Consider the following 21147-nt stretch of genomic DNA (forward strand, 5'->3'; position numbering starts at 1 on the left):
TGAGGCGGAGGCCCGTGAGGCCGACGCGCGCCGCCGCGACGTCGAGGACCGGGAGCGCCGCGAGCGCGAGGCCCGCGAGGCCGACGCCCGCGAGCGCGACGAGCGCGACCGCCGTGCCCGCGACGAGGAGGCTGCCCGTCAGTCGTCGTCGCAGCCCATCTACGTGCAGGCGCCCACGCCGCCGCAGAAGCGCGGCAACCGGGGGTTCGGCGTGCTGATCGCCGTCGTCGCCGCCATCCTCTTCGCCCTGCTCTACTCGCTGGGCACCGCCCTCCTCGCCTCGGTCCGGAACCCGGACGCGTTCGGCGACGTGTTCGGCCGGTACCTGCTGTCGCCGGTCTTCTACGTGCCGACCCTCGCCTTCCTCGTCTTCTTCGTCCTGCTCGCGCTCCTGGTGAACCGCGGCAGGTGGTGGGCGTTCGTGCTCGGCGGCCTGCCCGTCGCGATCCTCGTGTACGCGGCGTACATCGGCACGCGCCTGCTGCAGGGCGGCGTCATGGACCTCGCCCCGTCGGAGCAGGCGCTGCTCCTCCAGCGCACGGTGACGTTCCCCGACGGGATCCTGGCCGCCTTCCTCGCCCGCGAGCTCGTCACATGGCTCGGCGCCGGCATCAGCGCCCGCGGCCGCCGGGTCAAGGCGAGGAACGTCGAGGCGCGGGCCGAGTACGACCGCAAGCTGGCAGAGCAGCCGGACCACCGCTGACGCGTGTCAGGCTGGGGGAGTGATCCCCCTCCTGGCCGCGGTGATGCACGTCGCGCTCGTCGTCTGCATCTTCGGCTTCGTCGCCCTCCTCGGCGGTGACGACGTCATCCCGGAGCGGGACGCGGGCGTGCTGCTCGGGCCGCTCATGGTCGTGAGCTCCACGCTGGTCTTCGCCGGCGGGCTCGTGCGCACGGCCCGGGAGGCGGACCGCGACCGGAGGATCCCGGTCCTGCCGGTGGTCGCATGGGGCGCCGCGGCCTGGCTCGCCTACGGCCTGGTGGGAGCCGTGGTCTACCTGCTCGGCGGCGCGGACGTGTTCGCGAGCCTGGCCTTCGCCCTGCGGCATCTGGTGGACCCGTTCGGGATCGCCGTGCTCGGCGTCTCGGCGCTCCTCGGTCTCGGCGCCGTCGCGCTGGCCGCCCGCGGGCCCTCGTCCACCGTTTGACCGGCGAGTCGCGGAACTGTATCGTAACGGGGGTGTGCGCTTCGTCGTGCGCTCGTGTCGTGCCGTCAAGTCGGGGCGCGCGAGCCGGCCACGAGAGCACCGACCAGGGTTCGGCCATTCGGCCGGCCCCCACGGCATACCCGCCGGCGCCTCCCACTCCCGTGGTCGGCGGATGCGCGGGTCCAGTTGAACTCGATCCCGTCCGCGGGCATCGAATGCTGACCATCAACCCGCTGTCACCGTGCAGCATCGAGGAGTCCCGTAGTGCCAACCATCCAGCAGCTGGTCCGCAAGGGCCGCACGCCCAAGGTCGTCAAGACCAAGGCGCCCGCCCTGAAGGCCAACCCCCAGCAGCGCGGCGTCTGCACCCGCGTCTACACGACCACCCCGAAGAAGCCGAACTCGGCTCTCCGCAAGGTCGCCCGCGTCAAGCTCAGCAACGGCCAGGAGGTCACGGCCTACATCCCCGGTGAGGGCCACAACCTCCAGGAGCACTCCATGGTGCTCGTCCGCGGCGGTCGCGTGAAGGACCTCCCCGGCGTGCGCTACAAGATCGTCCGCGGCGCGCTCGACACCCAGGCCGTGAAGAACCGCAAGCAGGCTCGCAGCCGGTACGGCGCGAAGATGGAGAAGAAGTAATGCCTCGCAAGGGTCCCGCCCCCAAGCGCCCTGTCGTCGCAGATCCCGTCTACGGTGCGCCGATCGTCAGCCAGCTCGTCAACAAGATCCTGCTCGACGGCAAGAAGGGCCTCGCCGAGAAGATCGTCTACGACGCCCTCGCCGGCGTCGCCGCGAAGAACGGCCAGGACGCCGTCGTCACGCTGAAGAAGGCGCTCGACAACGTCCGCCCGGCCCTCGAGGTCCGCTCGCGTCGCGTGGGTGGCTCCACCTACCAGGTGCCCATCGAGGTCAAGCCGCACCGCGCGAACACGCTCGCGCTCCGCTGGCTCACGACGTACGCCAAGTCGCGTCGCGAGAAGACCATGACCGAGCGTCTCACCAACGAGATCCTCGACGCATCCAACGGCCTCGGTGCCGCGGTCAAGCGCCGCGAGGACACCCACAAGATGGCCGAGTCGAACAAGGCGTTCGCGCACTACCGCTGGTAGTCGACCACCTCGTTCGACAGCACCACCAACCCCTTTCGGAGGAACCTGTGGCACAGGACGTGCTCACCGACCTGAACAAGGTCCGCAACATCGGCATCATGGCTCACATCGATGCCGGCAAGACCACCACCACCGAGCGCATCCTGTTCTACACGGGCATCACTCACAAGATCGGCGAGGTCCACGACGGCGCCGCCACGATGGACTGGATGGCCCAGGAGCAGGAGCGCGGCATCACCATCACGTCCGCCGCGACGACGTGCTTCTGGAATAAGAACCAGATCAACATCATCGACACCCCCGGGCACGTCGACTTCACCGTCGAGGTGGAGCGCTCGCTCCGCGTCCTCGACGGCGCGGTCGCCGTGTTCGACGGCAAGGAGGGCGTCGAGCCCCAGTCCGAGACGGTGTGGCGCCAGGCCGACAAGTACGACGTGCCGCGCATCTGCTTCGTCAACAAGATGGACAAGCTCGGCGCCGACTTCTACTTCACGGTCGACACGATCGTCAACCGCCTCGGCGCCAAGCCGCTGGTCATCCAGCTGCCCATCGGCGCCGAGGGCGGCTTCGAGGGCGTCATCGACCTCGTCGAGATGCGCGCGCTCACCTGGCGCGGCGACTCCAAGGGAGACGTCGAGCTCGGTGCGAAGTACGAGATCGAGGAGATCCCCGCGGATCTGCAGGACAAGGCGGACGAGTACCGGGCCAAGCTGCTCGAGACCGTCGCCGAGACCGACGACGCGCTGCTCGAGAAGTACTTCGGCGGCGAGGAGCTGACGGTGGCGGAGATCAAGGCCGCCATCCGCAAGCTCACCGTCAACAGCGAGATCTATCCCGTGCTGTGCGGCTCCGCGTTCAAGAACCGCGGTGTCCAGCCCATGCTCGACGCGGTCATCGACTACCTCCCCAGCCCGCTCGACGTGCCCCCCATGGAGGGCCACGACGTGCGTGACGAGGAGAAGATCATCATCCGCAAGCCCGACGCGACCGAGCCGTTCTCGGCTCTCGCGTTCAAGGTCGCGGTGCACCCGTTCTTCGGTCGCCTCACGTACGTCCGGGTCTACTCGGGCACCATCGCGGGCGGCTCGCAGGTCATCAACTCGACCAAGGGCAAGAAGGAGCGCATCGGCAAGATCTTCCAGATGCACTCCAACAAGGAGAACCCGGTCGACTCGGTCACCGCCGGTCACATCTACGCGGTCATCGGCCTCAAGGACACGACCACGGGCGACACGCTCTGCGACCCGACGGACCAGATCGTCCTCGAGTCGATGACGTTCCCCGAGCCCGTCATCGAGGTCGCGATCGAGCCGAAGACGAAGGCCGACCAGGAGAAGCTGGGTGTTGCCATCCAGAAGCTCGCCGAGGAGGACCCGACCTTCCGCACGGAGCAGAACCAGGAGACCGGTCAGACGGTCATCAAGGGCATGGGCGAGCTCCACCTCGACATCCTGGTCGACCGCATGAAGCGCGAGTTCAACGTCGAGGCGAACGTCGGCAAGCCGCAGGTCGCGTACCGCGAGACCATCCGCGGCACCGTCGACAAGCACGACTTCACCCACAAGAAGCAGACGGGTGGATCGGGCCAGTTCGCCAAGATCCAGATCAAGATCGAGCCCATGGAGGTGACCGCGGAGAAGACCTACGAGTTCGACAACAAGGTCACCGGCGGTCGCGTCCCGCGGGAGTACATCCCCTCGGTCGACGCGGGCATCCAGGACGCGCTCCAGGTCGGCGTCCTCGCGGGCTACCCCATGGTGGGCGTGAAGGCGACGCTGCTCGACGGCGCCGCGCACGACGTCGACTCCTCGGAGATGGCGTTCAAGATCGCCGGCTCGATGGCCTTCAAGGAGGCCGCGCGCAAGGCGAAGCCCGTGCTGCTCGAGCCGCTCATGGCCGTCGAGGTCCGCACGCCCGAGGAGTACATGGGCGACGTCATCGGCGACCTGAACTCCCGCCGCGGCCAGATCCAGGCCATGGAGGACGCCAGCGGCGTCAAGGTCATCACGGCGAACGTCCCCCTGTCGGAGATGTTCGGCTACGTCGGCGACCTGAGGAGCAAGACCTCGGGCCGCGCGGTGTACTCGATGAGCTTCGGCAGCTACGCCGAGGTCCCGAAGGCTGTCGCCGACGAGATCGTCCAGAAGAACAAGGGCGAGTAGCCCTCCAGTTCGAGCGGCATCCGCCGTTTCAGTAACATAAGCACCATCTCCAATCCGCAGGGCGTCCGAAGAACAACCGGACGCCCTGCCACCGAGTCCTGAGGAGGACCCACAGTGGGTAAGGCCAAGTTCGAGCGGACCAAGCCGCACGTCAACATCGGAACGATCGGTCACGTCGACCACGGCAAGACGACGCTGACGGCAGCGATCTCCAAGGTCCTGGCGGACAAGTACCCGTCGGCGACCAACGTGCAGCGCGACTTCGCGTCCATCGACTCCGCTCCCGAGGAGCGCCAGCGCGGCATCACGATCAACATCTCGCACGTCGAGTACGAGACGCCCAAGCGTCACTACGCTCACGTCGACGCCCCGGGTCACGCTGACTACATCAAGAACATGATCACCGGCGCGGCCCAGATGGACGGGGCGATCCTCGTGGTCGCCGCCACCGACGGCCCCATGGCCCAGACGCGCGAGCACGTGCTGCTCGCGAAGCAGGTCGGCGTGCCGTACCTGCTCGTCGCGCTCAACAAGTCCGACATGGTCGACGACGAGGAGATCCTCGAGCTCGTCGAGCTCGAGGTCCGCGAGCTGCTCTCCAGCCAGGACTTCGACGGCGACAACGCCCCCGTCGTCCAGGTCTCCGGCCTCAAGGCGCTCGAGGGCGACGAGAAGTGGGTCGAGCAGATCGTCAAGCTCATGGAGGCGGTCGACGAGTCCATCCCCGAGCCCGTCCGCGACAAGGACAAGCCGTTCCTCATGCCCGTCGAGGACGTGTTCACGATCACCGGTCGTGGAACCGTCGTCACGGGTCGCGCCGAGCGCGGCACCCTCGCCATCAACTCGGACGTCGAGATCGTGGGCATCCGTCCCACCGTCAAGACCACCGTCACGGGCATCGAGATGTTCCACAAGCAGCTCGACGAGGCCTGGGCCGGCGAGAACTGCGGGCTCCTGCTCCGCGGCACGAAGCGCGAGGACGTCGAGCGCGGCCAGGTCATCGTCAAGCCGGGTTCGGTCACGCCGCACACGGACTTCGAGGGCACCGCGTACATCCTCTCCAAGGAGGAGGGCGGGCGTCACAACCCGTTCTACGCGAACTACCGTCCGCAGTTCTACTTCCGCACCACCGACGTCACCGGCGTCATCACGCTGCCCGAGGGCACCGAGATGGTCATGCCCGGCGACACCACCGACATGAACGTCGCGCTGATCCAGCCGATCGCCATGGAGGAGGGCCTCGGCTTCGCCATCCGTGAGGGTGGCCGCACCGTCGGCGCCGGCACGGTCACGAAGATCGTCAAGTAGCACCAGCTCCACCAGCACCACCTCCGACAGGGTCGGGCCGTCATGGCCCGGCCCTGTCGGCCGTTAACCGGGGCATCCGTCTCACGGCTGCCTGCGGATGGCGTCCCCGGATCGGTAGTGGGCGAACGGTTCGCGCCGCGGCGCGTAGGTTCGAGGGATGGTCAGACTCCGGCGCAGCGACGCCAACGGCAAGGGCTACACGCGGAAGAGGTCCGGCAGGGGCTGGACGTACCTCGACTCCGACGGGAACCGGGTCGTCGACCGGCAGCTCCGCGCGCGGATGGAGGGACTCGGCATCCCGCCCGCGTGGACCGACGTCTGGATCGCCCCCTACGACAACGGGCACGTGCAGGCGACGGGCGTGGACAGCGCCGGGCGCCGGCAGTACATCTACCACCCGACCTGGCGGGAGCAGAAGGACCGCATCAAGTTCGACCGCGCCCTGCAGCTGGCGGAGTCGCTGCCGGCTGCCCGTCGCCAGGTCACCATGCACCTCCGTCAGGACGGGTTCACGCGCGAGCGGGCCCTCGCCGCCGGCTTCCGGATGCTCGATACGGGCAGCCTCCGCGTCGGCAGCGAGCGGTACACCGAGTCGAACGGCAGCCACGGGCTGTCGACGCTGCTGTGCTCGCACGTCACGATCCACGACGACACGGTCCACCTCGAGTTCCCCGCGAAGAGCGGCCAGGAGTGGTCGAGCGACATCCGGGACGCGGACCTGGTCAAGGCCATCCGCGGCCTCACGCGCCGCGGGCCCAACGCGCGGCTGCTCGCCTACCGGGACGGGAGCGACTGGCATCCCCTGGGGGCGGCCGACATCAACGACTACGTGCGCGAGCGCACGGGCGGCGACTTCACCGCGAAGGACTTCCGCACGCTGCACGGCACCGTCGCCGCGGCGATCAGCCTCGCCAAGCACGGCCCGGAGGAGACCAAGGGCAAGCGGCAGAAGGCGCTCGCCCAGGCGTACCGCGACGCCGCGGAGGTGCTGAGCAACACCCCGACGATCGCGAAGACCAGCTATGTGGACCCGCGCCTCGTCGACGAGTACCTGCACGGTCGCACCATCGACCCGCAGCGCCTGGCGTCCGGCGAGACGGAGCTCCGCAACCTCCTCTTCCGGTGATCCGGCGCCTTCCGAGGAGCCCGCGGGAGCCGCCGAGAGGCCCGGAAACACGGGGGAGCGGGCGCGACACGCCCGGGTTGCACGCATGCCCGGACTATGACAAACTCGTCTAGTTCAACATTCCGGTGCACGCCGCCCTGCGCGCGAGACACCGGATCACTGCCAGGCAGTGCATAGCCGCCCGGAGCGCACGTCGCTCCCGGAGCAGGTTAGGCCGCGGGCAGCAGAGCAGAGGCACACGACACCCACCGGATGAGCACCGCTCGTCCGCGCCCGCATGCGGGCGGGTGCACGAGCTGCCCGAGGCCGCGTCCCACGATGCGCGCCCGGGTGCACCACGGATCACGGCGCCACGAGGCGCCCGGTCCGAGCGAGGGACACACGCGTCCAATACGGTCCGAGGCCGCATGACGCACGAAAGAGAGAGAGTCACACATGGCGGGACAGAAGATCCGCATCCGACTTAAGTCGTACGACCACTCGGTCATCGACTCCTCGGCCCGGAAGATCGTCGACACGGTGACCCGCGCGGGCGCCACGGTCGTCGGCCCGGTGCCGCTGCCCACCGAGAAGAACGTGATCTGCGTGATCCGCTCCCCTCACAAGTACAAGGACAGCCGCGAGCACTTCGAGATGCGCACGCACAAGCGTCTGATCGACATCGTCGACCCGACGCCGAAGGCGGTCGACTCGCTCATGCGACTCGACCTCCCGGCCGACGTCAACATCGAGATCAAGCTCTAAGGGAACCCATGTCTACCGCTAACAGGACTTTCACCGGTCTGCTCGGCACGAAGCTGGGCATGACGCAGGTGTGGGACGAGAACAACAAGCTCATCCCCGTGACCGTCGTGCAGATCACCCCGAACGTCGTCACCCAGGTGCGCACGCCCGAGGTGGACGGCTACGGCGCCATCCAGATCGCCTACGGCCAGATCGACCCCCGCAAGGCCGACAAGCCGAGCACCGGCCACTTCGACAAGGCCGGCGTCACGCCGCGCCGCCACCTCACCGAGGTCCGCACCGCCGACTTCGCCGAGTACTCGCTCGGCCAGGAGATCACGGTCGGCGCCTTCGAGGCCGGCACCAAGGTCGACGTCGTCGGCACCAGCAAGGGCAAGGGCTTCGCGGGCGTCATGAAGCGCCACAACTTCAAGGGCGTCTCCGCCTCGCACGGTTCGCACCGCAACCACCGCAAGCCCGGCTCCATCGGCGCCTCCTCGACCCCCAGCCGCGTCTTCAAGGGCATGCGCATGGCCGGTCGCATGGGCGGCGAGCGCGTCACCGTGCTGAACCTCGTCGTCCACAGCGTGGACGCCGAGAAGGGCCTCCTGCTCGTCAAGGGCGCAGTGCCCGGCGCGCGTGGCCGCATCGTCTTCGTCCGCAACGCAGTGAAGGGGAAGTAGTCATGGCTACCGACACCCAGCTCGACGTCCTCGACGCGACCGGTGCAGTCACCGGCTCCGTCGACCTGCCCGCGTCGCTCTTCGACGTGCAGACCAACGTCCCGCTCATCCACCAGGTCGTCGTCGCCCAGCTCGCCGCGGCGCGCCAGGGAACGCACAAGACCAAGGGCCGCGGCGAGGTCTCCGGCGCCGGCCGCAAGCCGTTCAAGCAGAAGGGCACCGGTCGCGCTCGTCAGGGCTCGATCCGCGCACCCCAGATGACCGGCGGTGGCATCGTCCACGGGCCCACGCCCCGCAACTACTCGCAGCGCACCCCGAAGAAGATGATCGCCGCAGCCCTGCTCGGCGCCCTCTCCGACCGCGCGCGCGGCGCCCGCCTCCACGTCATCGAGAGCCTCTCCGCCGGAGACGTCCCCTCGACGAAGACCGTGGTCGCGCTGCTCGAGGGCATCGCCACGAGCAAGCACGTCCTCATCGTCCTGGAGCGCACCGACGAGGTCAGCCTCCGCAGCGTGCGCAACATCCCGACGGTCCACGTGCTGTCCTACGACCAGCTCAACGCGTACGACGTGCTCGTGAGCGACGACATCGTCTTCACGAAGGGCGCGTTCGACGCGTTCGTCGAGTCGAAGACGGCCAAGGAAGAGGTTGCCGCATGAGCGCCACCCAGAAGGACCCCCGCGACATCATCATCGCGCCGGTCGTCTCCGAGAAGAGCTACGGCCTGATCGACCAGGGCAAGTACACGTTCATCGTGGACCCCCGCTCGAACAAGACCGAGATCAAGCTCGCGATCGAGAAGATCTTCGGCGTGCAGGTCGCGTCGGTCAACACGCTCAACAAGCAGGGCAAGACCCGCCGGACCAAGTTCGGGATGGGCAAGCGCAAGGACACCAAGCGCGCCATCGTCTCCCTCAAGTCGGGCTCCATCGACATCTTCACGACTGTCGGCTGAGACCGGGACTAGGAAAACACCAATGGCTATTCGCAAGTACAAGCCCACGACCCCGGGTCGTCGCGGTTCGTCCGTCGCCGACTTCGTGGAGATCACGCGCTCGACGCCCGAGAAGTCGCTGCTCCGCCCGCTCTCCAAGACCGGTGGCCGCAACAACCAGGGTCGCATCACGACCCGTCACATCGGTGGTGGCCACAAGCGCCAGTACCGCGTGATCGACTTCAAGCGCAACGACAAGGACGGCGTCATCGCGACCGTCGCCCACATCGAGTACGACCCCAACCGCACGGCGCGCATCGCGCTCCTGCACTTCATCGACGGCACGAAGCGCTACATCCTCGCGCCGAACAAGCTGAAGCAGGGCGACAAGATCGAGTCGGGCGCCACGGCCGACATCAAGCCCGGCAACAACCTGCCGCTGCGCAACATCCCGACGGGTACCGTCATCCACGCCATCGAGCTCCGCCCCGGCGGCGGCGCGAAGATGGCCCGCTCCGCCGGCGCCTCCGTTCGCCTCGTGGCGAAGGACGGCCCCTACGCCCAGCTGCGCCTGCCCTCCGGCGAGATCCGCAACGTCGATGCGCGCTGCCGCGCGACCATCGGCGAGGTCGGCAACGCCGAGCAGTCGAACATCAACTGGGGCAAGGCCGGCCGCATGCGCTGGAAGGGTGTCCGCCCGACCGTCCGCGGTGTCGCGATGAACCCCGTCGACCACCCGCACGGTGGTGGTGAGGGCAAGACCTCCGGTGGACGCCACCCGGTCAGCCCGTGGGGCCAGAAGGAAGGCCGCACGCGCCACATCAACAAGCCCAGCGACAAGCTCATCGTTCGCCGCCGCAACGCCGGCAAGAAGCGCAAGTAGGAGTTGTAGAAGATGCCACGCAGTCTGAAGAAGGGCCCCTTCGTCGACGACCACCTGCTCCGCAAGGTGATCTCGGCGAACGAGGCCAGCAGCAAGAACGTGATCAAGACCTGGTCGCGCCGCTCGATGATCATCCCGGCGATGCTGGGTCACACCATCGCGGTGCACGACGGCCGCAAGCACGTCCCGGTGTTCGTCACCGAGTCGATGGTGGGCCACAAGCTCGGCGAGTTCGCTCTCACGCGCACCTTCCGCGGCCACGTGAAGGACGACAAGAAGGGTCGTCGCCGCTAGCGCGGCGACGAGAAGGAGGAGAGAAATGGTGGAGTCGATCGCACGCGTGCGTCACATCCGCGTCACCCCCCAGAAGGCCCGTCGCGTCGTGGACATGATCCGCGGGAAGCAGGCCGAGGAGGCCCTGGCCATCCTGAAGTTCGCGCCGCAGGGCGCGAGCGAGCCGATCTACAAGCTGGTGGCCTCGGCCATGGCGAACGCGCGGGTCAAGGCCGACGCGTCCAACAGCTTCCTCGCGGAGCAGGACCTCTACATCGCCAAGGCGTTCGTGGACGAGGGCACCACCCTCAAGCGGTTCCAGCCGCGCGCACAGGGTCGCGCATTCCGTATCAACAAGCGCACCAGCCACATCACGGTCGTCCTCGCGACGCCGGACGAGGCGGACGTGGCGTCGACCACGAAGAAGGCGAGCAAGTAATGGGACAGAAGGTCAACCCGTACGGGTTCCGTCTCGGGATCACCACCGACCACGTGTCGCGTTGGTTCTCGGACAGCACGAAGAAGGGGCAGCGTTACAGCGACTACGTCGCCGAGGACGTGCGCATCCGCACCATGCTCAAGACGAGCCTCGACCGCGCCGGCGTGGCGCGCATCGAGATCGAGCGCACCCGTGACCGTGTCCGCGTGGACATCTACACGGCCCGCCCGGGCATCGTCATCGGCCGCCGCGGCGTCGAGGCCGAGCGCATCCGCGCCGACCTCGAGAAGCTCACGGGCAAGCAGATCCAGCTGAACATCCTCGAGGTGAAGAACCCCGAGGCCGAGGCGCAGCTGGTCGCCCAGGGCATCGCCGAGCAGCTCGCGGGTCGTGTGGCGTTCCGCCGTGCGATGCGCAAGGGCCTGCAGGGCGCCCAGCGCGCCGGCGCCAAGGGCGTCCGCATCCAGGTGTCGGGCCGCCTCGGCGGCGCCGAGATGAGCCGGTCGGAGTTCTACCGCGAGGGACGCGTGCCGCTGCACACCCTCCGCGCGAACATCGACTACGGCTTCTACGAGGCCCGCACCTCCTTCGGCCGCATCGGCGTGAAGGTCTGGGTCTACAAGGGCGACATCACCAACAAGGATCTCGCTCGCGAGCAGGCGAACCAGAAGTCGTCGCGCCCCGAGCGTCGTAACGACCGTTCCGACGGTCGAACCGGAGACCGCCGCACCAACGCGCCGCGCACCGCGCCGGCCGCCGAGGCAGCGCCGGTCGCCGCAGCAGGAGTTGAGGCGTAACCATGTTGATCCCCCGTCGAGTCAAGCACCGCAAGCAGCACCACCCCGGCCGTTCCGGCCACGCGACCGGTGGCACCACCGTGTCGTTCGGTGAGTACGGCATCCAGGCCCTCACGCCCGCCTACGTCACCAACCGCCAGATCGAGTCCGCTCGAATCGCCATGACGCGTCACGTCAAGCGCGGCGGGAAGGTGTGGATCAACATCTACCCCGACCGTCCGCTCACCAAGAAGCCCGCCGAGACCCGCATGGGCTCCGGCAAGGGCTCGCCCGAGTGGTGGGTCGCGAACGTCAAGCCGGGTCGCGTCCTCTTCGAGCTCGCCGGCGTCGACGACGTCACGGCGCGCGAGGCGCTCACCCGGGCCATCCACAAGCTGCCCCTCAAGGCACGCATCATCAAGCGCGAGGAAGGCGACGCATAATGGCGATCGGTTCCAAGGAGCTCGCCCCCGTCGAGCTGGACACTTTCGAGGACGAGCGACTCGTCGAAGAGCTGAAGAAGGCCAAGGAGGAGCTGTTCAACCTGCGCTTCCAGTCGGCCACCGGTCAGCTCGACAGCCACGGCCGCCTCCGCGCGGTCAAGCGCGACATCGCTCGGATCTACACGGTCATCCGCGAGCGCGAGCTGGGCATCCGTGCCACGCCCGCCCCCGTCGAGGTCCCCGAGAAGCCCGAGAAGAAGAAGGCGACGAAGAAGGCCGCGAAGGCCGACGACGCCGCCGTCACCGAGAAGGCTGAGGAGGCTTGATCATGGCGAACGCCGAAGAGAAGAACACGGCTGACACCGCGACGGTCGACCGCGGCTACCGCAAGTCCCGTCGTGGCTACGTCACCAGCGACAAGATGGACAAGACCATCGTCGTCGAGGTCGAGGACCGCGTGAAGCACCCGCTGTACGGCAAGGTCATCCGCCGCACCTCCAAGGTCAAGGCGCACGACGAGGCGAACTCCGCCGGAATCGGCGACCTCGTCCTGATCAACGAGACCCGTCCCCTCAGCGCCTCCAAGCGCTGGCGCCTGGTCGAGATCCTCGAGAAGGCCAAGTAGCCCCGGCTGCTTGGATAAGGAGCAACAGTGATTCAGCAGGAATCCCGCCTCAAGATCGCGGACAACACGGGTGCCAAGGAGATCTTGACCATCCGCGTGCTCGGTGGCTCGGGTCGCCGCTACGCCGGCCTCGGCGACGTCATCGTCGCGACCGTCAAGGACGCGATCCCCGGCGGAAACGTCAAGAAGGGCGAGGTCGTCAAGGCCGTCATCGTCCGCACCAAGAAGGAGACGCGCCGTCCCGACGGCTCGTACATCAAGTTCGACGAGAACGCCGCCGTCATCCTGAACAGCAACGGGGAGCCCCGCGGCACCCGCATCTTCGGACCGGTGGGCCGCGAGCTCCGGGACAAGAAGTTCATGAAGATCATCTCGCTGGCACCGGAGGTCATTTAGTCATGGCGAACATCAAGAAGGGTGACCTGGTCCAGGTCATCACGGGTCGCACGCAGGCCAAGGGCGGCGACCGGGGCAAGCAGGGCAAGGTCCTGTCCGTCCTGGTCGAGCGCAACCGCGTCGTCGTCGAGGGCGTGAACTTCATCACGAAGCACGTCCGCGTCGGCCAGACGCAGCGCGGCTCCAAGACCGGCGGCATCGAGACCGTCGAGGCGCCCATCCACATCTCCAACGTCGCGCTCGTCGACCCCGAGTCCAAGAAGCCCACGCGAGTCGGCTTCCGGACCGAGACGGTCGAGAAGGACGGGGTCTCCAAGACCGTCCGCGTCCGCTACGCCAAGAAGTCAGGTAAGGACCTCTAGCAATGACCGACACCGCAACCGCTGGCACGGCCGAGGAGAAGCAGCTCCCGCGCCTGAAGCAGAAGTACCGCTCCGAGATCGTCAGCCAGCTGACCGCTGATCTCGGCTTCACGAACGTGCACCAGGTGCCCGGGCTCACGAAGATCGTCGTGAACATGGGCGTCGGCGACGCCGCTCGTGACGGCAAGATCATCGACGGCGCGGTCGCCGACCTCACCAAGATCACGGGCCAGAAGCCGCAGGTCACCAAGGCCCGCAAGTCGATCGCCCAGTTCAAGCTGCGTGAGGGCCAGGCCATCGGCACCCACGTGACGCTGCGCGGCGACCGCATGTGGGAGTTCCTCGACCGCCTGCTGTCGCTCGCCCTGCCCCGCATCCGCGACTTCCGCGGGCTCAGCCCGAAGCAGTTCGACGGCAACGGCAACTACACGTTCGGTCTCAACGAGCAGTCCATGTTCCACGAGATCGACCAGGACCGCATCGACCGGGTCCGCGGCATGGACATCACGGTCGTCACGACCGCTCGGACGGACGACGAGGGACGCGCGCTGCTCAAGGCGCTCGGCTTCCCGTTCCAGACGCCCGAGAACACGCCGTAACCAGCTCCACCAGCATCACCCGCACGACCAGCACCACCGCACGATCGGCGCCGGGCACCTCCGCCCGGCGCCGCCACCACCACAGGTCGTCATCCGTGTCCGGATGAACGAAACCAGGCGAGAGAGGTACCACCAGTCATGACAATGACCGACCCGGTCGCCGACATGCTGACCCGACTCCGGAACGCGAACTCCGCGCACCACGACACGGTCTCCATGCCGCACTCCAAGCTCAAGTCGCACATCGCCGACATCCTCAAGTCCGAGGGCTTCATCGCCGGCTGGGACGTCGCGGACGCCCGCGTCGGCCAGACGCTGACGCTCAGCCTCAAGTTCGGCCCCGATCGCGAGCGCTCCATCCGGGGCATCAAGCGCGTGTCGAAGCCCGGACTGCGCGTCTACGCGAAGTCCGCGGAGATCCCCCAGGTCCTCGGTGGCCTCGGGGTCGCCATCCTGTCCACCTCCTCGGGGCTCCTCACGGACCGCCAGGCTGCGAAGAAGGGCGTGGGTGGGGAAGTCCTCGCCTACGTGTGGTAACGACATGTCCCGCATCGGAAGACTCCCCATCGACGTCCCCGCAGGGGTCGACGTCGCCGTGGCCGGCCAGGTCGTCACGGTCAAGGGCCCCAAGGGCGAGCTGAGCCTCACCGTGGCCCAGCCCATCCGCGCCGAGGTCCAGGACGGACAGGTGCTCGTCACCCGTCCCGACGACGAGCGCGAGTCGCGCTCGCTCCACGGCCTCACGCGCAGCCTCATCGCCAACCAGATCGTCGGCGTCACCACCGGCTACACCAAGGGCCTCGAGATCGTCGGCACGGGTTACCGCGTCGCGCTCAAGGACAAGGGCGTCGAGTTCGCGCTCGGCTTCTCCCACCCCGTGTACGTCGAGGCGCCCGCGGGCATCAGCTTCACCGTCGAGGGCGTCAACAAGATGACCGTCGTCGGCATCGACAAGCAGCTCGTCGGCGAGACGGCCGCCAACATCCGCAAGATTCGCAAGCCCGAGCCCTACAAGGGCAAGGGCGTCCGCTACGCCGGCGAGAACGTTCGCCGCAAGGCCGGAAAGAGTGGTAAGTGATCATGGCTCTCGGAGTTAGAGGAAAAAGCAAGTCCGCCGCCCGCGGCCGCAGGCACGCACGCCTGCGCAAGAAGGTCGAGGGCACCGAGCTGCGTCCGCGCCTGGTCGTCACCCGTTCGGCCCGCCACGTCTTCGTGCAGGTCGTCGATGACAGCCGTGGTCACACCGTCGCGTCCGCATCGACCCTCGAGGCCGACATGCGCACGTTCGACGGCGACAAGACCGCCAAGTCGCGCAAGGTCGGCGAGCTCGTCGCCGAGCGCGCCAAGGCGGCCGGCGTGGAGAGCGTCGTATTCGATCGTGGTGGCAACCGCTACGCAGGACGCGTCGCGGCCATCGCCGAAGGAGCTCGAGAGGGTGGTCTGAGCCTGTGAGCGCAGCCGAGAACAACAACAAGGAGCCCGAGGTCGTGGCCGTGGCGGAGACGCCCGTCGAGACCGCGGCGTCCACCGCACCCGCGCAGAACGAGGGCCGTGAGGGCCGTCGTGGCGGGCGTGACCGGAACCAGGGCGGCCGTGACAGCCGCGGTGGCCGTGATGCCGACAAGAGCCAGTTCCTGGAGCGCGTCGTCACCATCAACCGCGTGTCCAAGGTCGTCAAGGGCGGTCGTCGCTTCAGCTTCACCGCGCTCGTGATCGTCGGAGACGGCAACGGACTGGTGGGCGTCGGCTACGGCAAGGCCCGCGAGGTCCCGACCGCCATCTCCAAGGGCGTCGAGGAGGCGAAGAAGAACTTCTTCCGCGTCCCCCGCATCGGCCTGACCATCCCGCACGCCGTGCAGGGTGAGGCCTCCGCCGGAGTCGTCCTCCTGCGTCCCGCGTCCGCGGGTACCGGCGTCATCGCCGGTGGCCCCGTCCGCGCGGTCCTGGAGTGCGCCGGCATCCACGACGTCCTGAGCAAGTCGCTCGGCTCGTCGAACACGATCAACATCGTGCACGCCACGGTGGAGGCGCTCAAGCAGCTCGAGGAGCCGCGCGCCGTCGCCGCCCGTCGTGGGCTCGAGCTCGAGCAGGTCGTCCCGGCCCGCATCCTCCGCGCCCAGCGTGCCGAGGCCGACGCGAAGGCAGGTGTCTGATGGCTCAGCTCCGAGTGACGCAGATCAAGTCCAAGATCAGCGAGAAGCAGAACCAGCGCGACACCCTGCGGAGCCTCGGGCTCCGTCGCATCGGTGCCGTGGTGGTCCGAGAGGACAACGCCCAGAACCGCGGCTACGTCAACACCGTCGCGCACCTGGTGAAGGTGGAGGAGATCGACTGATGGCTGAGAAGAACGAGTCGGCCGAGCCGGCGCCCGTGAAGGCGCCCAAGGCCGCACCCAAGAAGACCGCGAAGGCGCCCGCCGCCGCGGCCGCATCCGCCGAGACGACCACGGTCGCCGCGACGGAGACGGTCAAGCGCGAGCAGGTCCTCAAGGTCCACCACCTCCGTCCCGCCGCCGGGGCCAAGAAGGCACGCCAGCGTGTCGGCCGCGGTGAGGGCTCGAAGGGCAAGACCGCGGGTCGTGGCACCAAGGGCACGAAGGCCCGCTACACGGTCCGCGTCGGCTTCGAGGGTGGGCAGATGCCGCTGCACATGCGCACCCCGAAGCTCCGCGGGTTCAAGAACCCGTTCCGCGTCGAGTACCAGGTCGTGAACCTGGAGAAGCTCGCCGTGCTCTACCCCGACGGCGGCGACGTCACCACGAGCGACCTGGTCGCCAAGGGTGCCGTGCGCAAGAACGAGAAGGTCAAGGTCCTCGGGGACGGCGACATCTCGGTTAAGCTGACGGTTGCTGTCGACAAGGTCTCCGGCTCCGCTGCGGAGAAGATCGTCGCAGCAGGCGGCTCCGTCAAGTAGCACTGCAGGACGCAACGGAGGGGCGGTCGGGAAACCGGCCGCCCCTCCGAGCACCTGGGGCCGCATCGGGTCGGCCCGACCCCCGCCTCGCGGCGGACCTCCCACAGAAAGCAGGACACCCTCCGTGTTGAGCGCCGTCGTCAGGATCTTCCGCACCCCCGATCTGCGTCGCAAGATCGGCTTCACGCTGGGCATCATCGCCCTCTTCCGCCTGGGATCCTTCATCCCGGCGCCGTTCGTCGACTTCGCCAACGTGCAGTCGTGCCTCGCGGCGAACCAGGGCACCTCGGGCCTCTACGAGCTCGTCAACCTCTTCAGCGGCGGAGCGCTGCTGAAGCTCTCCATCTTCGCGCTGGGCATCATGCCGTACATCACGGCCTCGATCATCGTCCAGCTGCTCCGCGTGGTCATCCCGCACTTCGACACCCTCTACAAGGAGGGCCAGTCCGGACAGGCCAAGCTCACGCAGTACACGCGCTACCTCACGATCGCCCTCGCGGTCCTCCAGTCCACGACGCTCATCACGGTCGCGCGCAGCGGGGCCCTCTTCGGGCAGACGAACGTCAGCGCCTGCACCCAGCTCGTGACGAACGACGCCTGGTACGCGATCATGCTCATGGTCATCACGATGACCGCCGGCACCGGCCTCATCATGTGGATGGGCGAGCTCATCACCGAGCGCGGCATCGGCAACGGCATGTCGCTCCTCATCTTCACGTCGGTCGCCGCCGCCTTCCCGACCTCGCTCCTCGCCATCCAGCAGAGCCGCGGCTGGGAGGTCTTCCTCCTGGTGATCGCCGTCGGGCTCCTCGTCGTGGCCGCGGTCGTCTACGTCGAGCAGTCGCAGCGCCGCGTCCCGGTCCAGTACGCCAAGCGCATGGTCGGTCGCCGCACCTACGGCGGCAACAACACGTACATCCCCATCAAGGTCAACATGGCCGGCGTCGTGCCCGTCATCTTCGCCTCGTCGCTGCTGTACCTCCCCGCGCTGGTGGCGCAGTTCAACCAGCCCGCCGTCGGCGAGGCGCCGGCGCCGTGGGTGCAGTGGATCACCGACAACCTCACGACGGGCGACCACCCGCTCTACATGGCGATGTACTTCCTGCTCATCGTCGGCTTCACGTACTTCTACGTCGCCATCACCTTCAACCCGGAGGAGGTCGCGGACAACATGAAGAAGTACGGCGGCTTCATCCCCGGCATCCGCGCGGGCCGCCCCACCGCCGAGTACCTCGACTACGTCCTCACGCGCATCACGCTGCCTGGCTCGCTGTACCTCGGCCTCATCGCGCTGCTGCCGCTCATCGCCCTGTCGCTCGTCGGCGCCAACCAGAACTTCCCGTTCGGCGGCGCGAGCATCCTGATCGTCGTCGGCGTCGGCCTCGAGACGGTGAAGCAGATCGACTCGCAGCTGCAGCAGCGCCACTACGAGGGGCTGCTCAAGTGACCCGCCTCCTGATCGTCGGCCCTCCCGGTGCGGGCAAGGGCACGCAGGCGACGCGCATCTCGGACGAGTTCGGCATCCCGGACGTGTCCACCGGCGACATCTTCCGCCAGAACATCAAGGACCGCACCGAGCTCGGCCAGCAGGTCCAGGCGCTGGTGGACGCGGGCGACTACGTGCCCGACGAGCTCACCAACCGCCTCATCACGGCCAGGCTCCAGGAGGAGGACGCGCAGGCGGGCTTCCTCCTCGACGGCTACCCGCGCACGCTCGACCAGGTCGCGTACCTGGAGGAGCTGCTGCAGGGCTGGGGCCAGGAGCTCGACGCCGTCATCCAGCTCGTCGCCGACGAGGAGGAGGTCGTGGCCCGCCTCACCCGCCGCGCAGCCGAGCAGGGCCGCGCCGACGACGGCGAGGACGAGATCCGGCACCGCCAGGAGGTCTACGTCCGCGAGACGAGCCCCCTCATCGCCGTGTACCGGGATCGCGGCCTGCTCCTCGAGGTCGACGGCCTCGGCGAGGTCGACGAGGTCGCCCGGCGCGTCCGTGAGGCCCTCGCGGGCCGCGGCGTCCGTCCCGTCTCCGACGCCGGCCGCGCGTAGGCCGTGGGCGCCCTCCGCCGGACCCCCGGGATCTACAAGACGCCGGACGAGATCCGCCGCATGGTGGCGCCCGGGCTCGCGACGGCCGCCTCCCTCGACGCCGTCCGCGGGCTCATCGCCCCGGGCGTGACCACGGGCGAGCTCGACGCCGCCGCGGACGCCGCCATCCGCGCCCTCGGCGGGCACTCGAACTTCCAGCTGGTGCCCGGCTACCGGCACACCGTCTGCGTGTCCGTGAACGACGAGGTCGTCCACGGGATCCCCGGCGACCGCGTGCTGCAGCCGGGCGACATCGTGTCGGTCGACAGCGGCGCGGAGATCGACGGGTGGAACGGCGACTCGGCCATGACGGTCGTGGTGCCGGATCCCGCCCGCCCGGACGTGGTGGAGGCACGGGAGCGCCTGTCCCGCGTCACCGAGGACGCGCTGTGGGCCGGCATCGCCCGGCTCGCGACCGCATCCCACCTCAACGAGGTGGGCGAGGCGGTCGAGGAGAGCGTCGAGGCCGCCGGGTCCTTCGGCATCGTCATGGACTACACCGGCCACGGCATCGGCCGGAGCATGCACGAGGACCCGCCGGTCTTCAACTACCGCGTGCGCGGCAGGGGCCCCGCCGTGAAGCCGGGCCTGGTCGTCGCGATCGAGCCGATGATCACCGACGGCGAGGCGGAGACGCGCGTCCTCGACGACGACTGGACCGTCGCCACCGTCGACGGCAGCATGGCCTCCCACTGGGAGCACTCGGTCGCGGTGCACGCGCGCGGCATCTGGGTGCTCACGCTCGCGGACGGCGGGGCATCGCGCCTCGTGCCGCGGGGCGTCACGCCCGTCGCGCCCTGAGCGCGGACGGCCGGCCGACGCCGGCCTAGGTGTCCATGACGTGCACGAGCTCCTCGATGAAGGAGCCGTGCGATCCCGACGCCCGCATGATCGCCTGCACGTCGCGGTGGTCGGAGAAGACCTCCACGAACTGGTCGAACACGTGCTGGAAGCTCGTGCGCCCGCTCGCGCTGAACGCCACCAGCGCGACGACGTGCACGCGGTTGCCGCCCCAGCGCATCGCCTCGTCGTTCACCACGATGGCGATCGCCGTGCGGTGCGCGGTCATGGCGAGGGAGTGCGGCACCGCGAGCGTGTCGGTGAACGCCGTCGACGACAGCCGCTCGCGCTCGATGGCGCCCTCGATGTACTCGGGCTCGATGATGCCCTGCTCGACCATGCGCTGACCGAGGAGCCGGATCATCGACTCCTCGTCCGGGGCGTGCAGGTCGCGGAAGAACAGCGACTCGTCGAGGAAGCGCAGCAGGTCGTGCTTCATGGCGCTCCGACGCGCGTGCCGGCGCACGCGGGCGACGGCCCGCCGGATCGCCTCGATGTCGTCCGGTGTCGGCAGGGGCTGGACCACCACGACGTTGTCGGCGGGCGGGCGCGACCCCGTCGCGTCGATCACGAGCTGCACGCCCAGGGCGTCGGCGTCCACGTCCGTGCGCGTGACCACGGCGTCGACGCTGATGTCGGCCCCGAGCGCCTGCTCGATGCGCTGCCGCATGATCTGGTGCAGGTCGTAGTAGTTGGGGCACACGAGCGCGCACGCGACCCGGTCGTCGCGCCGGGCGACGCGCTCCCGGTGCGAGCCCACGTGCAGGGCGATGTACGCGATCTCGTCGTCGTTGATGGCGATGCCGCGGCGGCGCTGCACCTCGCTCGCGATGAAGACGGCGATCTCGTACGTCATGGGGTACGACGTCTTGATCGACCGCGCCAGCGGGTTCCGTGAGAAGGAGCGGTCGGCAGCGCGGGCCACGAGGTTGCCGAGGTGCAGGGAGAACCGCACGGTGAAGTCCTCGTCCTCGAGGTCGACCAGGTACTCCTGCTTGACGCGGCGCACGATCGCACGCACCACGTCGAGGTCGCTCTCGACCACGTGCTCGCGCATCACGGTGGCGAGGGACTGCTCGTTGCCGGGCGTGACGACGCGCGTGCGCACGAGGAGCGCCAGGTAGGCGACGTCGCCCGCGGGGACGGGCACGTCGAAGTGCGCAGCGAGGAGGCGGGCGAGCACCGTGCGGATCGCGAGCGCGGTGCGGTCCTCGGACGGGCCGTCCGGATCCGCGGGGCCGGGGTCGGCGTCGTCCGCGGCGTCGTGCGCGTCGCCCGCGGCGTCGTGCGCGTCGCCCGCTTCGAGGGCGGCGGCATCGG

Annotated in this window: 31 protein-coding genes; 30 read left to right on the forward strand and 1 reads right to left on the reverse strand. The window is 68.6% G+C overall.

All coding sequences use genetic code 11. The annotated features are described in order from the left end of the window. From Q6969_RS04415 to map, 30 genes are all read left to right on the forward strand, one after another. Positions 1–703: hypothetical protein (locus Q6969_RS04415; RefSeq protein ID WP_317229368.1), on the forward strand; the 703-nt coding region annotated here is incomplete at its 5' end. Positions 704–722: 19 nt separating this feature from the next. Then, the gene (locus tag Q6969_RS04420) at positions 723–1148 is read left to right on the forward strand and encodes a DUF6121 family protein (protein WP_258070172.1); all 426 of its coding nucleotides are present in this window, start codon (positions 723–725) and stop codon (positions 1146–1148) included. A gap of 264 nt (positions 1149–1412) precedes the next feature. Next, positions 1413–1787 carry a 30S ribosomal protein S12 gene (rpsL, locus tag Q6969_RS04425; RefSeq protein WP_012039312.1) on the forward strand — a complete coding sequence of 125 codons (375 nt, stop codon included), beginning with the start codon at positions 1413–1415 and terminating at the stop codon, positions 1785–1787. Continuing rightward, positions 1787–2257 carry a 30S ribosomal protein S7 gene (gene rpsG, locus Q6969_RS04430; protein WP_012039311.1) on the forward strand — a complete coding sequence of 157 codons (471 nt, stop codon included), beginning with the start codon at positions 1787–1789 and terminating at the stop codon, positions 2255–2257. The genes rpsL and rpsG overlap by 1 nt, the downstream gene beginning before the upstream one ends. A gap of 47 nt (positions 2258–2304) precedes the next feature. Further along, the gene (gene fusA / locus Q6969_RS04435; RefSeq protein WP_094116590.1) at positions 2305–4419 is read left to right on the forward strand and encodes an elongation factor G; all 2115 of its coding nucleotides are present in this window, start codon (positions 2305–2307) and stop codon (positions 4417–4419) included. Between the two features lie 114 nt (positions 4420–4533). Then, positions 4534–5727, forward strand: a complete 1194-nt coding sequence (gene tuf / locus Q6969_RS04440) for an elongation factor Tu (RefSeq protein ID WP_043584326.1) — start codon at positions 4534–4536, stop codon at positions 5725–5727. A 157-nt stretch (positions 5728–5884) separates the two neighbouring features. Continuing rightward, a complete protein-coding gene (locus Q6969_RS04445) occupies positions 5885–6853 on the forward strand; it encodes a DNA topoisomerase IB (protein WP_317229369.1) in 969 nt (322 codons plus the stop codon). Between the two features lie 435 nt (positions 6854–7288). Further along, entirely contained in the window at positions 7289–7597 is a 309-nt protein-coding gene (rpsJ, locus tag Q6969_RS04450; protein WP_012039307.1) for a 30S ribosomal protein S10, read from the forward strand. An 8-nt stretch (positions 7598–7605) separates the two neighbouring features. Next, positions 7606–8259, forward strand: a complete 654-nt coding sequence (rplC, locus tag Q6969_RS04455) for a 50S ribosomal protein L3 (RefSeq protein ID WP_094116588.1) — start codon at positions 7606–7608, stop codon at positions 8257–8259. 2 nt (positions 8260–8261) lie between these two features. Further along, positions 8262–8918, forward strand: a complete 657-nt coding sequence (gene rplD, locus Q6969_RS04460; protein ID WP_043584322.1) for a 50S ribosomal protein L4 — start codon at positions 8262–8264, stop codon at positions 8916–8918. Next, positions 8915–9214 (forward strand): 50S ribosomal protein L23, encoded by a 300-nt coding sequence (gene rplW / locus Q6969_RS04465; RefSeq protein WP_012039304.1) that lies wholly within the window; start codon positions 8915–8917, stop codon positions 9212–9214. Before rplD ends, rplW begins: the two co-directional genes overlap by 4 nt. 22 nt (positions 9215–9236) lie before the next feature. Then, positions 9237–10076, forward strand: coding sequence for a 50S ribosomal protein L2 (gene rplB / locus Q6969_RS04470; protein WP_043668798.1), 840 nt, complete (start codon positions 9237–9239; stop codon positions 10074–10076). A 12-nt stretch (positions 10077–10088) separates the two neighbouring features. Next, on the forward strand, positions 10089–10370 hold the full coding sequence (gene rpsS, locus Q6969_RS04475; RefSeq protein ID WP_012039302.1) for a 30S ribosomal protein S19: 282 nt from the start codon (positions 10089–10091) through the stop codon (positions 10368–10370). Positions 10371–10395: 25 nt separating this feature from the next. After that, a complete protein-coding gene (rplV, locus tag Q6969_RS04480) occupies positions 10396–10788 on the forward strand; it encodes a 50S ribosomal protein L22 (RefSeq protein ID WP_116054425.1) in 393 nt (130 codons plus the stop codon). Beyond that, positions 10788–11585 carry a 30S ribosomal protein S3 gene (gene rpsC / locus Q6969_RS04485; protein ID WP_012039300.1) on the forward strand — a complete coding sequence of 266 codons (798 nt, stop codon included), beginning with the start codon at positions 10788–10790 and terminating at the stop codon, positions 11583–11585. The genes rplV and rpsC overlap by 1 nt, the downstream gene beginning before the upstream one ends. A 2-nt stretch (positions 11586–11587) precedes the next feature. Then, on the forward strand, positions 11588–12007 hold the full coding sequence (rplP, locus tag Q6969_RS04490) for a 50S ribosomal protein L16 (RefSeq protein ID WP_094116586.1): 420 nt from the start codon (positions 11588–11590) through the stop codon (positions 12005–12007). Further along, entirely contained in the window at positions 12007–12333 is a 327-nt protein-coding gene (rpmC, locus tag Q6969_RS04495; protein ID WP_012039298.1) for a 50S ribosomal protein L29, read from the forward strand. Before rplP ends, rpmC begins: the two co-directional genes overlap by 1 nt. A gap of 2 nt (positions 12334–12335) precedes the next feature. Beyond that, positions 12336–12632 (forward strand): 30S ribosomal protein S17, encoded by a 297-nt coding sequence (rpsQ, locus tag Q6969_RS04500; protein ID WP_094116585.1) that lies wholly within the window; start codon positions 12336–12338, stop codon positions 12630–12632. Positions 12633–12659: 27 nt separating this feature from the next. Next, entirely contained in the window at positions 12660–13028 is a 369-nt protein-coding gene (gene rplN, locus Q6969_RS04505; RefSeq protein WP_012039296.1) for a 50S ribosomal protein L14, read from the forward strand. Positions 13029–13030: 2 nt separating this feature from the next. Next, on the forward strand, positions 13031–13390 hold the full coding sequence (gene rplX, locus Q6969_RS04510) for a 50S ribosomal protein L24 (RefSeq protein ID WP_043668810.1): 360 nt from the start codon (positions 13031–13033) through the stop codon (positions 13388–13390). 2 nt (positions 13391–13392) lie between these two features. After that, positions 13393–13989, forward strand: a complete 597-nt coding sequence (rplE, locus tag Q6969_RS04515; protein WP_192973318.1) for a 50S ribosomal protein L5 — start codon at positions 13393–13395, stop codon at positions 13987–13989. Positions 13990–14127: 138 nt separating this feature from the next. Then, positions 14128–14526: a 30S ribosomal protein S8 gene (rpsH, locus tag Q6969_RS04520; protein ID WP_012039293.1), complete on the forward strand. Its 399-nt coding sequence runs from the start codon at positions 14128–14130 to the stop codon at positions 14524–14526. A 4-nt stretch (positions 14527–14530) separates the two neighbouring features. After that, complete coding sequence (gene rplF, locus Q6969_RS04525; RefSeq protein WP_094116583.1) at positions 14531–15067, forward strand: 50S ribosomal protein L6; 537 nt, start codon at positions 14531–14533, stop codon at positions 15065–15067. Positions 15068–15069: 2 nt separating this feature from the next. Next, entirely contained in the window at positions 15070–15441 is a 372-nt protein-coding gene (gene rplR, locus Q6969_RS04530) for a 50S ribosomal protein L18 (RefSeq protein WP_012039291.1), read from the forward strand. Between the two features lie 35 nt (positions 15442–15476). Then, the gene (gene rpsE / locus Q6969_RS04535) at positions 15477–16142 is read left to right on the forward strand and encodes a 30S ribosomal protein S5 (RefSeq protein ID WP_012039290.1); all 666 of its coding nucleotides are present in this window, start codon (positions 15477–15479) and stop codon (positions 16140–16142) included. Further along, positions 16142–16324, forward strand: a complete 183-nt coding sequence (gene rpmD / locus Q6969_RS04540; protein ID WP_012039289.1) for a 50S ribosomal protein L30 — start codon at positions 16142–16144, stop codon at positions 16322–16324. The genes rpsE and rpmD overlap by 1 nt, the downstream gene beginning before the upstream one ends. Beyond that, positions 16324–16902 (forward strand): 50S ribosomal protein L15, encoded by a 579-nt coding sequence (gene rplO, locus Q6969_RS04545; RefSeq protein WP_317229370.1) that lies wholly within the window; start codon positions 16324–16326, stop codon positions 16900–16902. Before rpmD ends, rplO begins: the two co-directional genes overlap by 1 nt. Before the next feature lie 124 nt (positions 16903–17026). After that, positions 17027–18349 carry a preprotein translocase subunit SecY gene (gene secY / locus Q6969_RS04550; protein ID WP_094116581.1) on the forward strand — a complete coding sequence of 441 codons (1323 nt, stop codon included), beginning with the start codon at positions 17027–17029 and terminating at the stop codon, positions 18347–18349. Next, positions 18346–18948 carry an adenylate kinase gene (locus Q6969_RS04555; protein WP_317229371.1) on the forward strand — a complete coding sequence of 201 codons (603 nt, stop codon included), beginning with the start codon at positions 18346–18348 and terminating at the stop codon, positions 18946–18948. The genes secY and Q6969_RS04555 overlap by 4 nt, the downstream gene beginning before the upstream one ends. 3 nt (positions 18949–18951) lie before the next feature. Next, on the forward strand, positions 18952–19788 hold the full coding sequence (map, locus tag Q6969_RS04560) for a type I methionyl aminopeptidase (RefSeq protein ID WP_317229372.1): 837 nt from the start codon (positions 18952–18954) through the stop codon (positions 19786–19788). Positions 19789–19813: 25 nt separating this feature from the next. Here the strand turns inward: map and Q6969_RS04565 are convergent. Further along, on the reverse strand, positions 19814–21147 hold a 1334-nt coding region (locus tag Q6969_RS04565; protein ID WP_317229373.1), incomplete at its 5' end, for a PTS sugar transporter subunit IIA.

Source organism: Clavibacter sp. MX14-G9D (assembly GCF_032917815.1).
GTDB lineage: Bacteria > Actinomycetota > Actinomycetes > Actinomycetales > Microbacteriaceae > Clavibacter > Clavibacter michiganensis_K.

Bases quoted from the DNA above. Each gene is read 5' to 3' on its own strand.
- rpmC (WP_012039298.1), top strand. From the start codon at position 12,007: ATGGCGATCGGTTCCAAGGAGCTCGCCCCCGTCGAGCTGGACACTTTC.
- rplR (WP_012039291.1), top strand. From the start codon at position 15,070: ATGGCTCTCGGAGTTAGAGGAAAAAGCAAGTCCGCCGCCCGCGGCCGC.
- rpsH (WP_012039293.1), top strand. From the start codon at position 14,128: ATGACAATGACCGACCCGGTCGCCGACATGCTGACCCGACTCCGGAAC.
- rplC (WP_094116588.1), top strand. From the start codon at position 7,606: ATGTCTACCGCTAACAGGACTTTCACCGGTCTGCTCGGCACGAAGCTG.
- rplB (WP_043668798.1), top strand. From the start codon at position 9,237: ATGGCTATTCGCAAGTACAAGCCCACGACCCCGGGTCGTCGCGGTTCG.
- rplO (WP_317229370.1), top strand. From the start codon at position 16,324: ATGGCTGAGAAGAACGAGTCGGCCGAGCCGGCGCCCGTGAAGGCGCCC.
- rpmD (WP_012039289.1), top strand. From the start codon at position 16,142: ATGGCTCAGCTCCGAGTGACGCAGATCAAGTCCAAGATCAGCGAGAAG.
- rplF (WP_094116583.1), top strand. From the start codon at position 14,531: ATGTCCCGCATCGGAAGACTCCCCATCGACGTCCCCGCAGGGGTCGAC.
- rpsG (WP_012039311.1), top strand. From the start codon at position 1,787: ATGCCTCGCAAGGGTCCCGCCCCCAAGCGCCCTGTCGTCGCAGATCCC.
- rpsJ (WP_012039307.1), top strand. From the start codon at position 7,289: ATGGCGGGACAGAAGATCCGCATCCGACTTAAGTCGTACGACCACTCG.
- rpsS (WP_012039302.1), top strand. From the start codon at position 10,089: ATGCCACGCAGTCTGAAGAAGGGCCCCTTCGTCGACGACCACCTGCTC.
- rpsC (WP_012039300.1), top strand. From the start codon at position 10,788: ATGGGACAGAAGGTCAACCCGTACGGGTTCCGTCTCGGGATCACCACC.
- rplP (WP_094116586.1), top strand. From the start codon at position 11,588: ATGTTGATCCCCCGTCGAGTCAAGCACCGCAAGCAGCACCACCCCGGC.
- rplD (WP_043584322.1), top strand. From the start codon at position 8,262: ATGGCTACCGACACCCAGCTCGACGTCCTCGACGCGACCGGTGCAGTC.
- rplV (WP_116054425.1), top strand. From the start codon at position 10,396: ATGGTGGAGTCGATCGCACGCGTGCGTCACATCCGCGTCACCCCCCAG.
- Q6969_RS04445 (WP_317229369.1), top strand. From the start codon at position 5,885: ATGGTCAGACTCCGGCGCAGCGACGCCAACGGCAAGGGCTACACGCGG.
- rplW (WP_012039304.1), top strand. From the start codon at position 8,915: ATGAGCGCCACCCAGAAGGACCCCCGCGACATCATCATCGCGCCGGTC.
- rpsQ (WP_094116585.1), top strand. From the start codon at position 12,336: ATGGCGAACGCCGAAGAGAAGAACACGGCTGACACCGCGACGGTCGAC.
- rplE (WP_192973318.1), top strand. From the start codon at position 13,393: ATGACCGACACCGCAACCGCTGGCACGGCCGAGGAGAAGCAGCTCCCG.
- rplX (WP_043668810.1), top strand. From the start codon at position 13,031: ATGGCGAACATCAAGAAGGGTGACCTGGTCCAGGTCATCACGGGTCGC.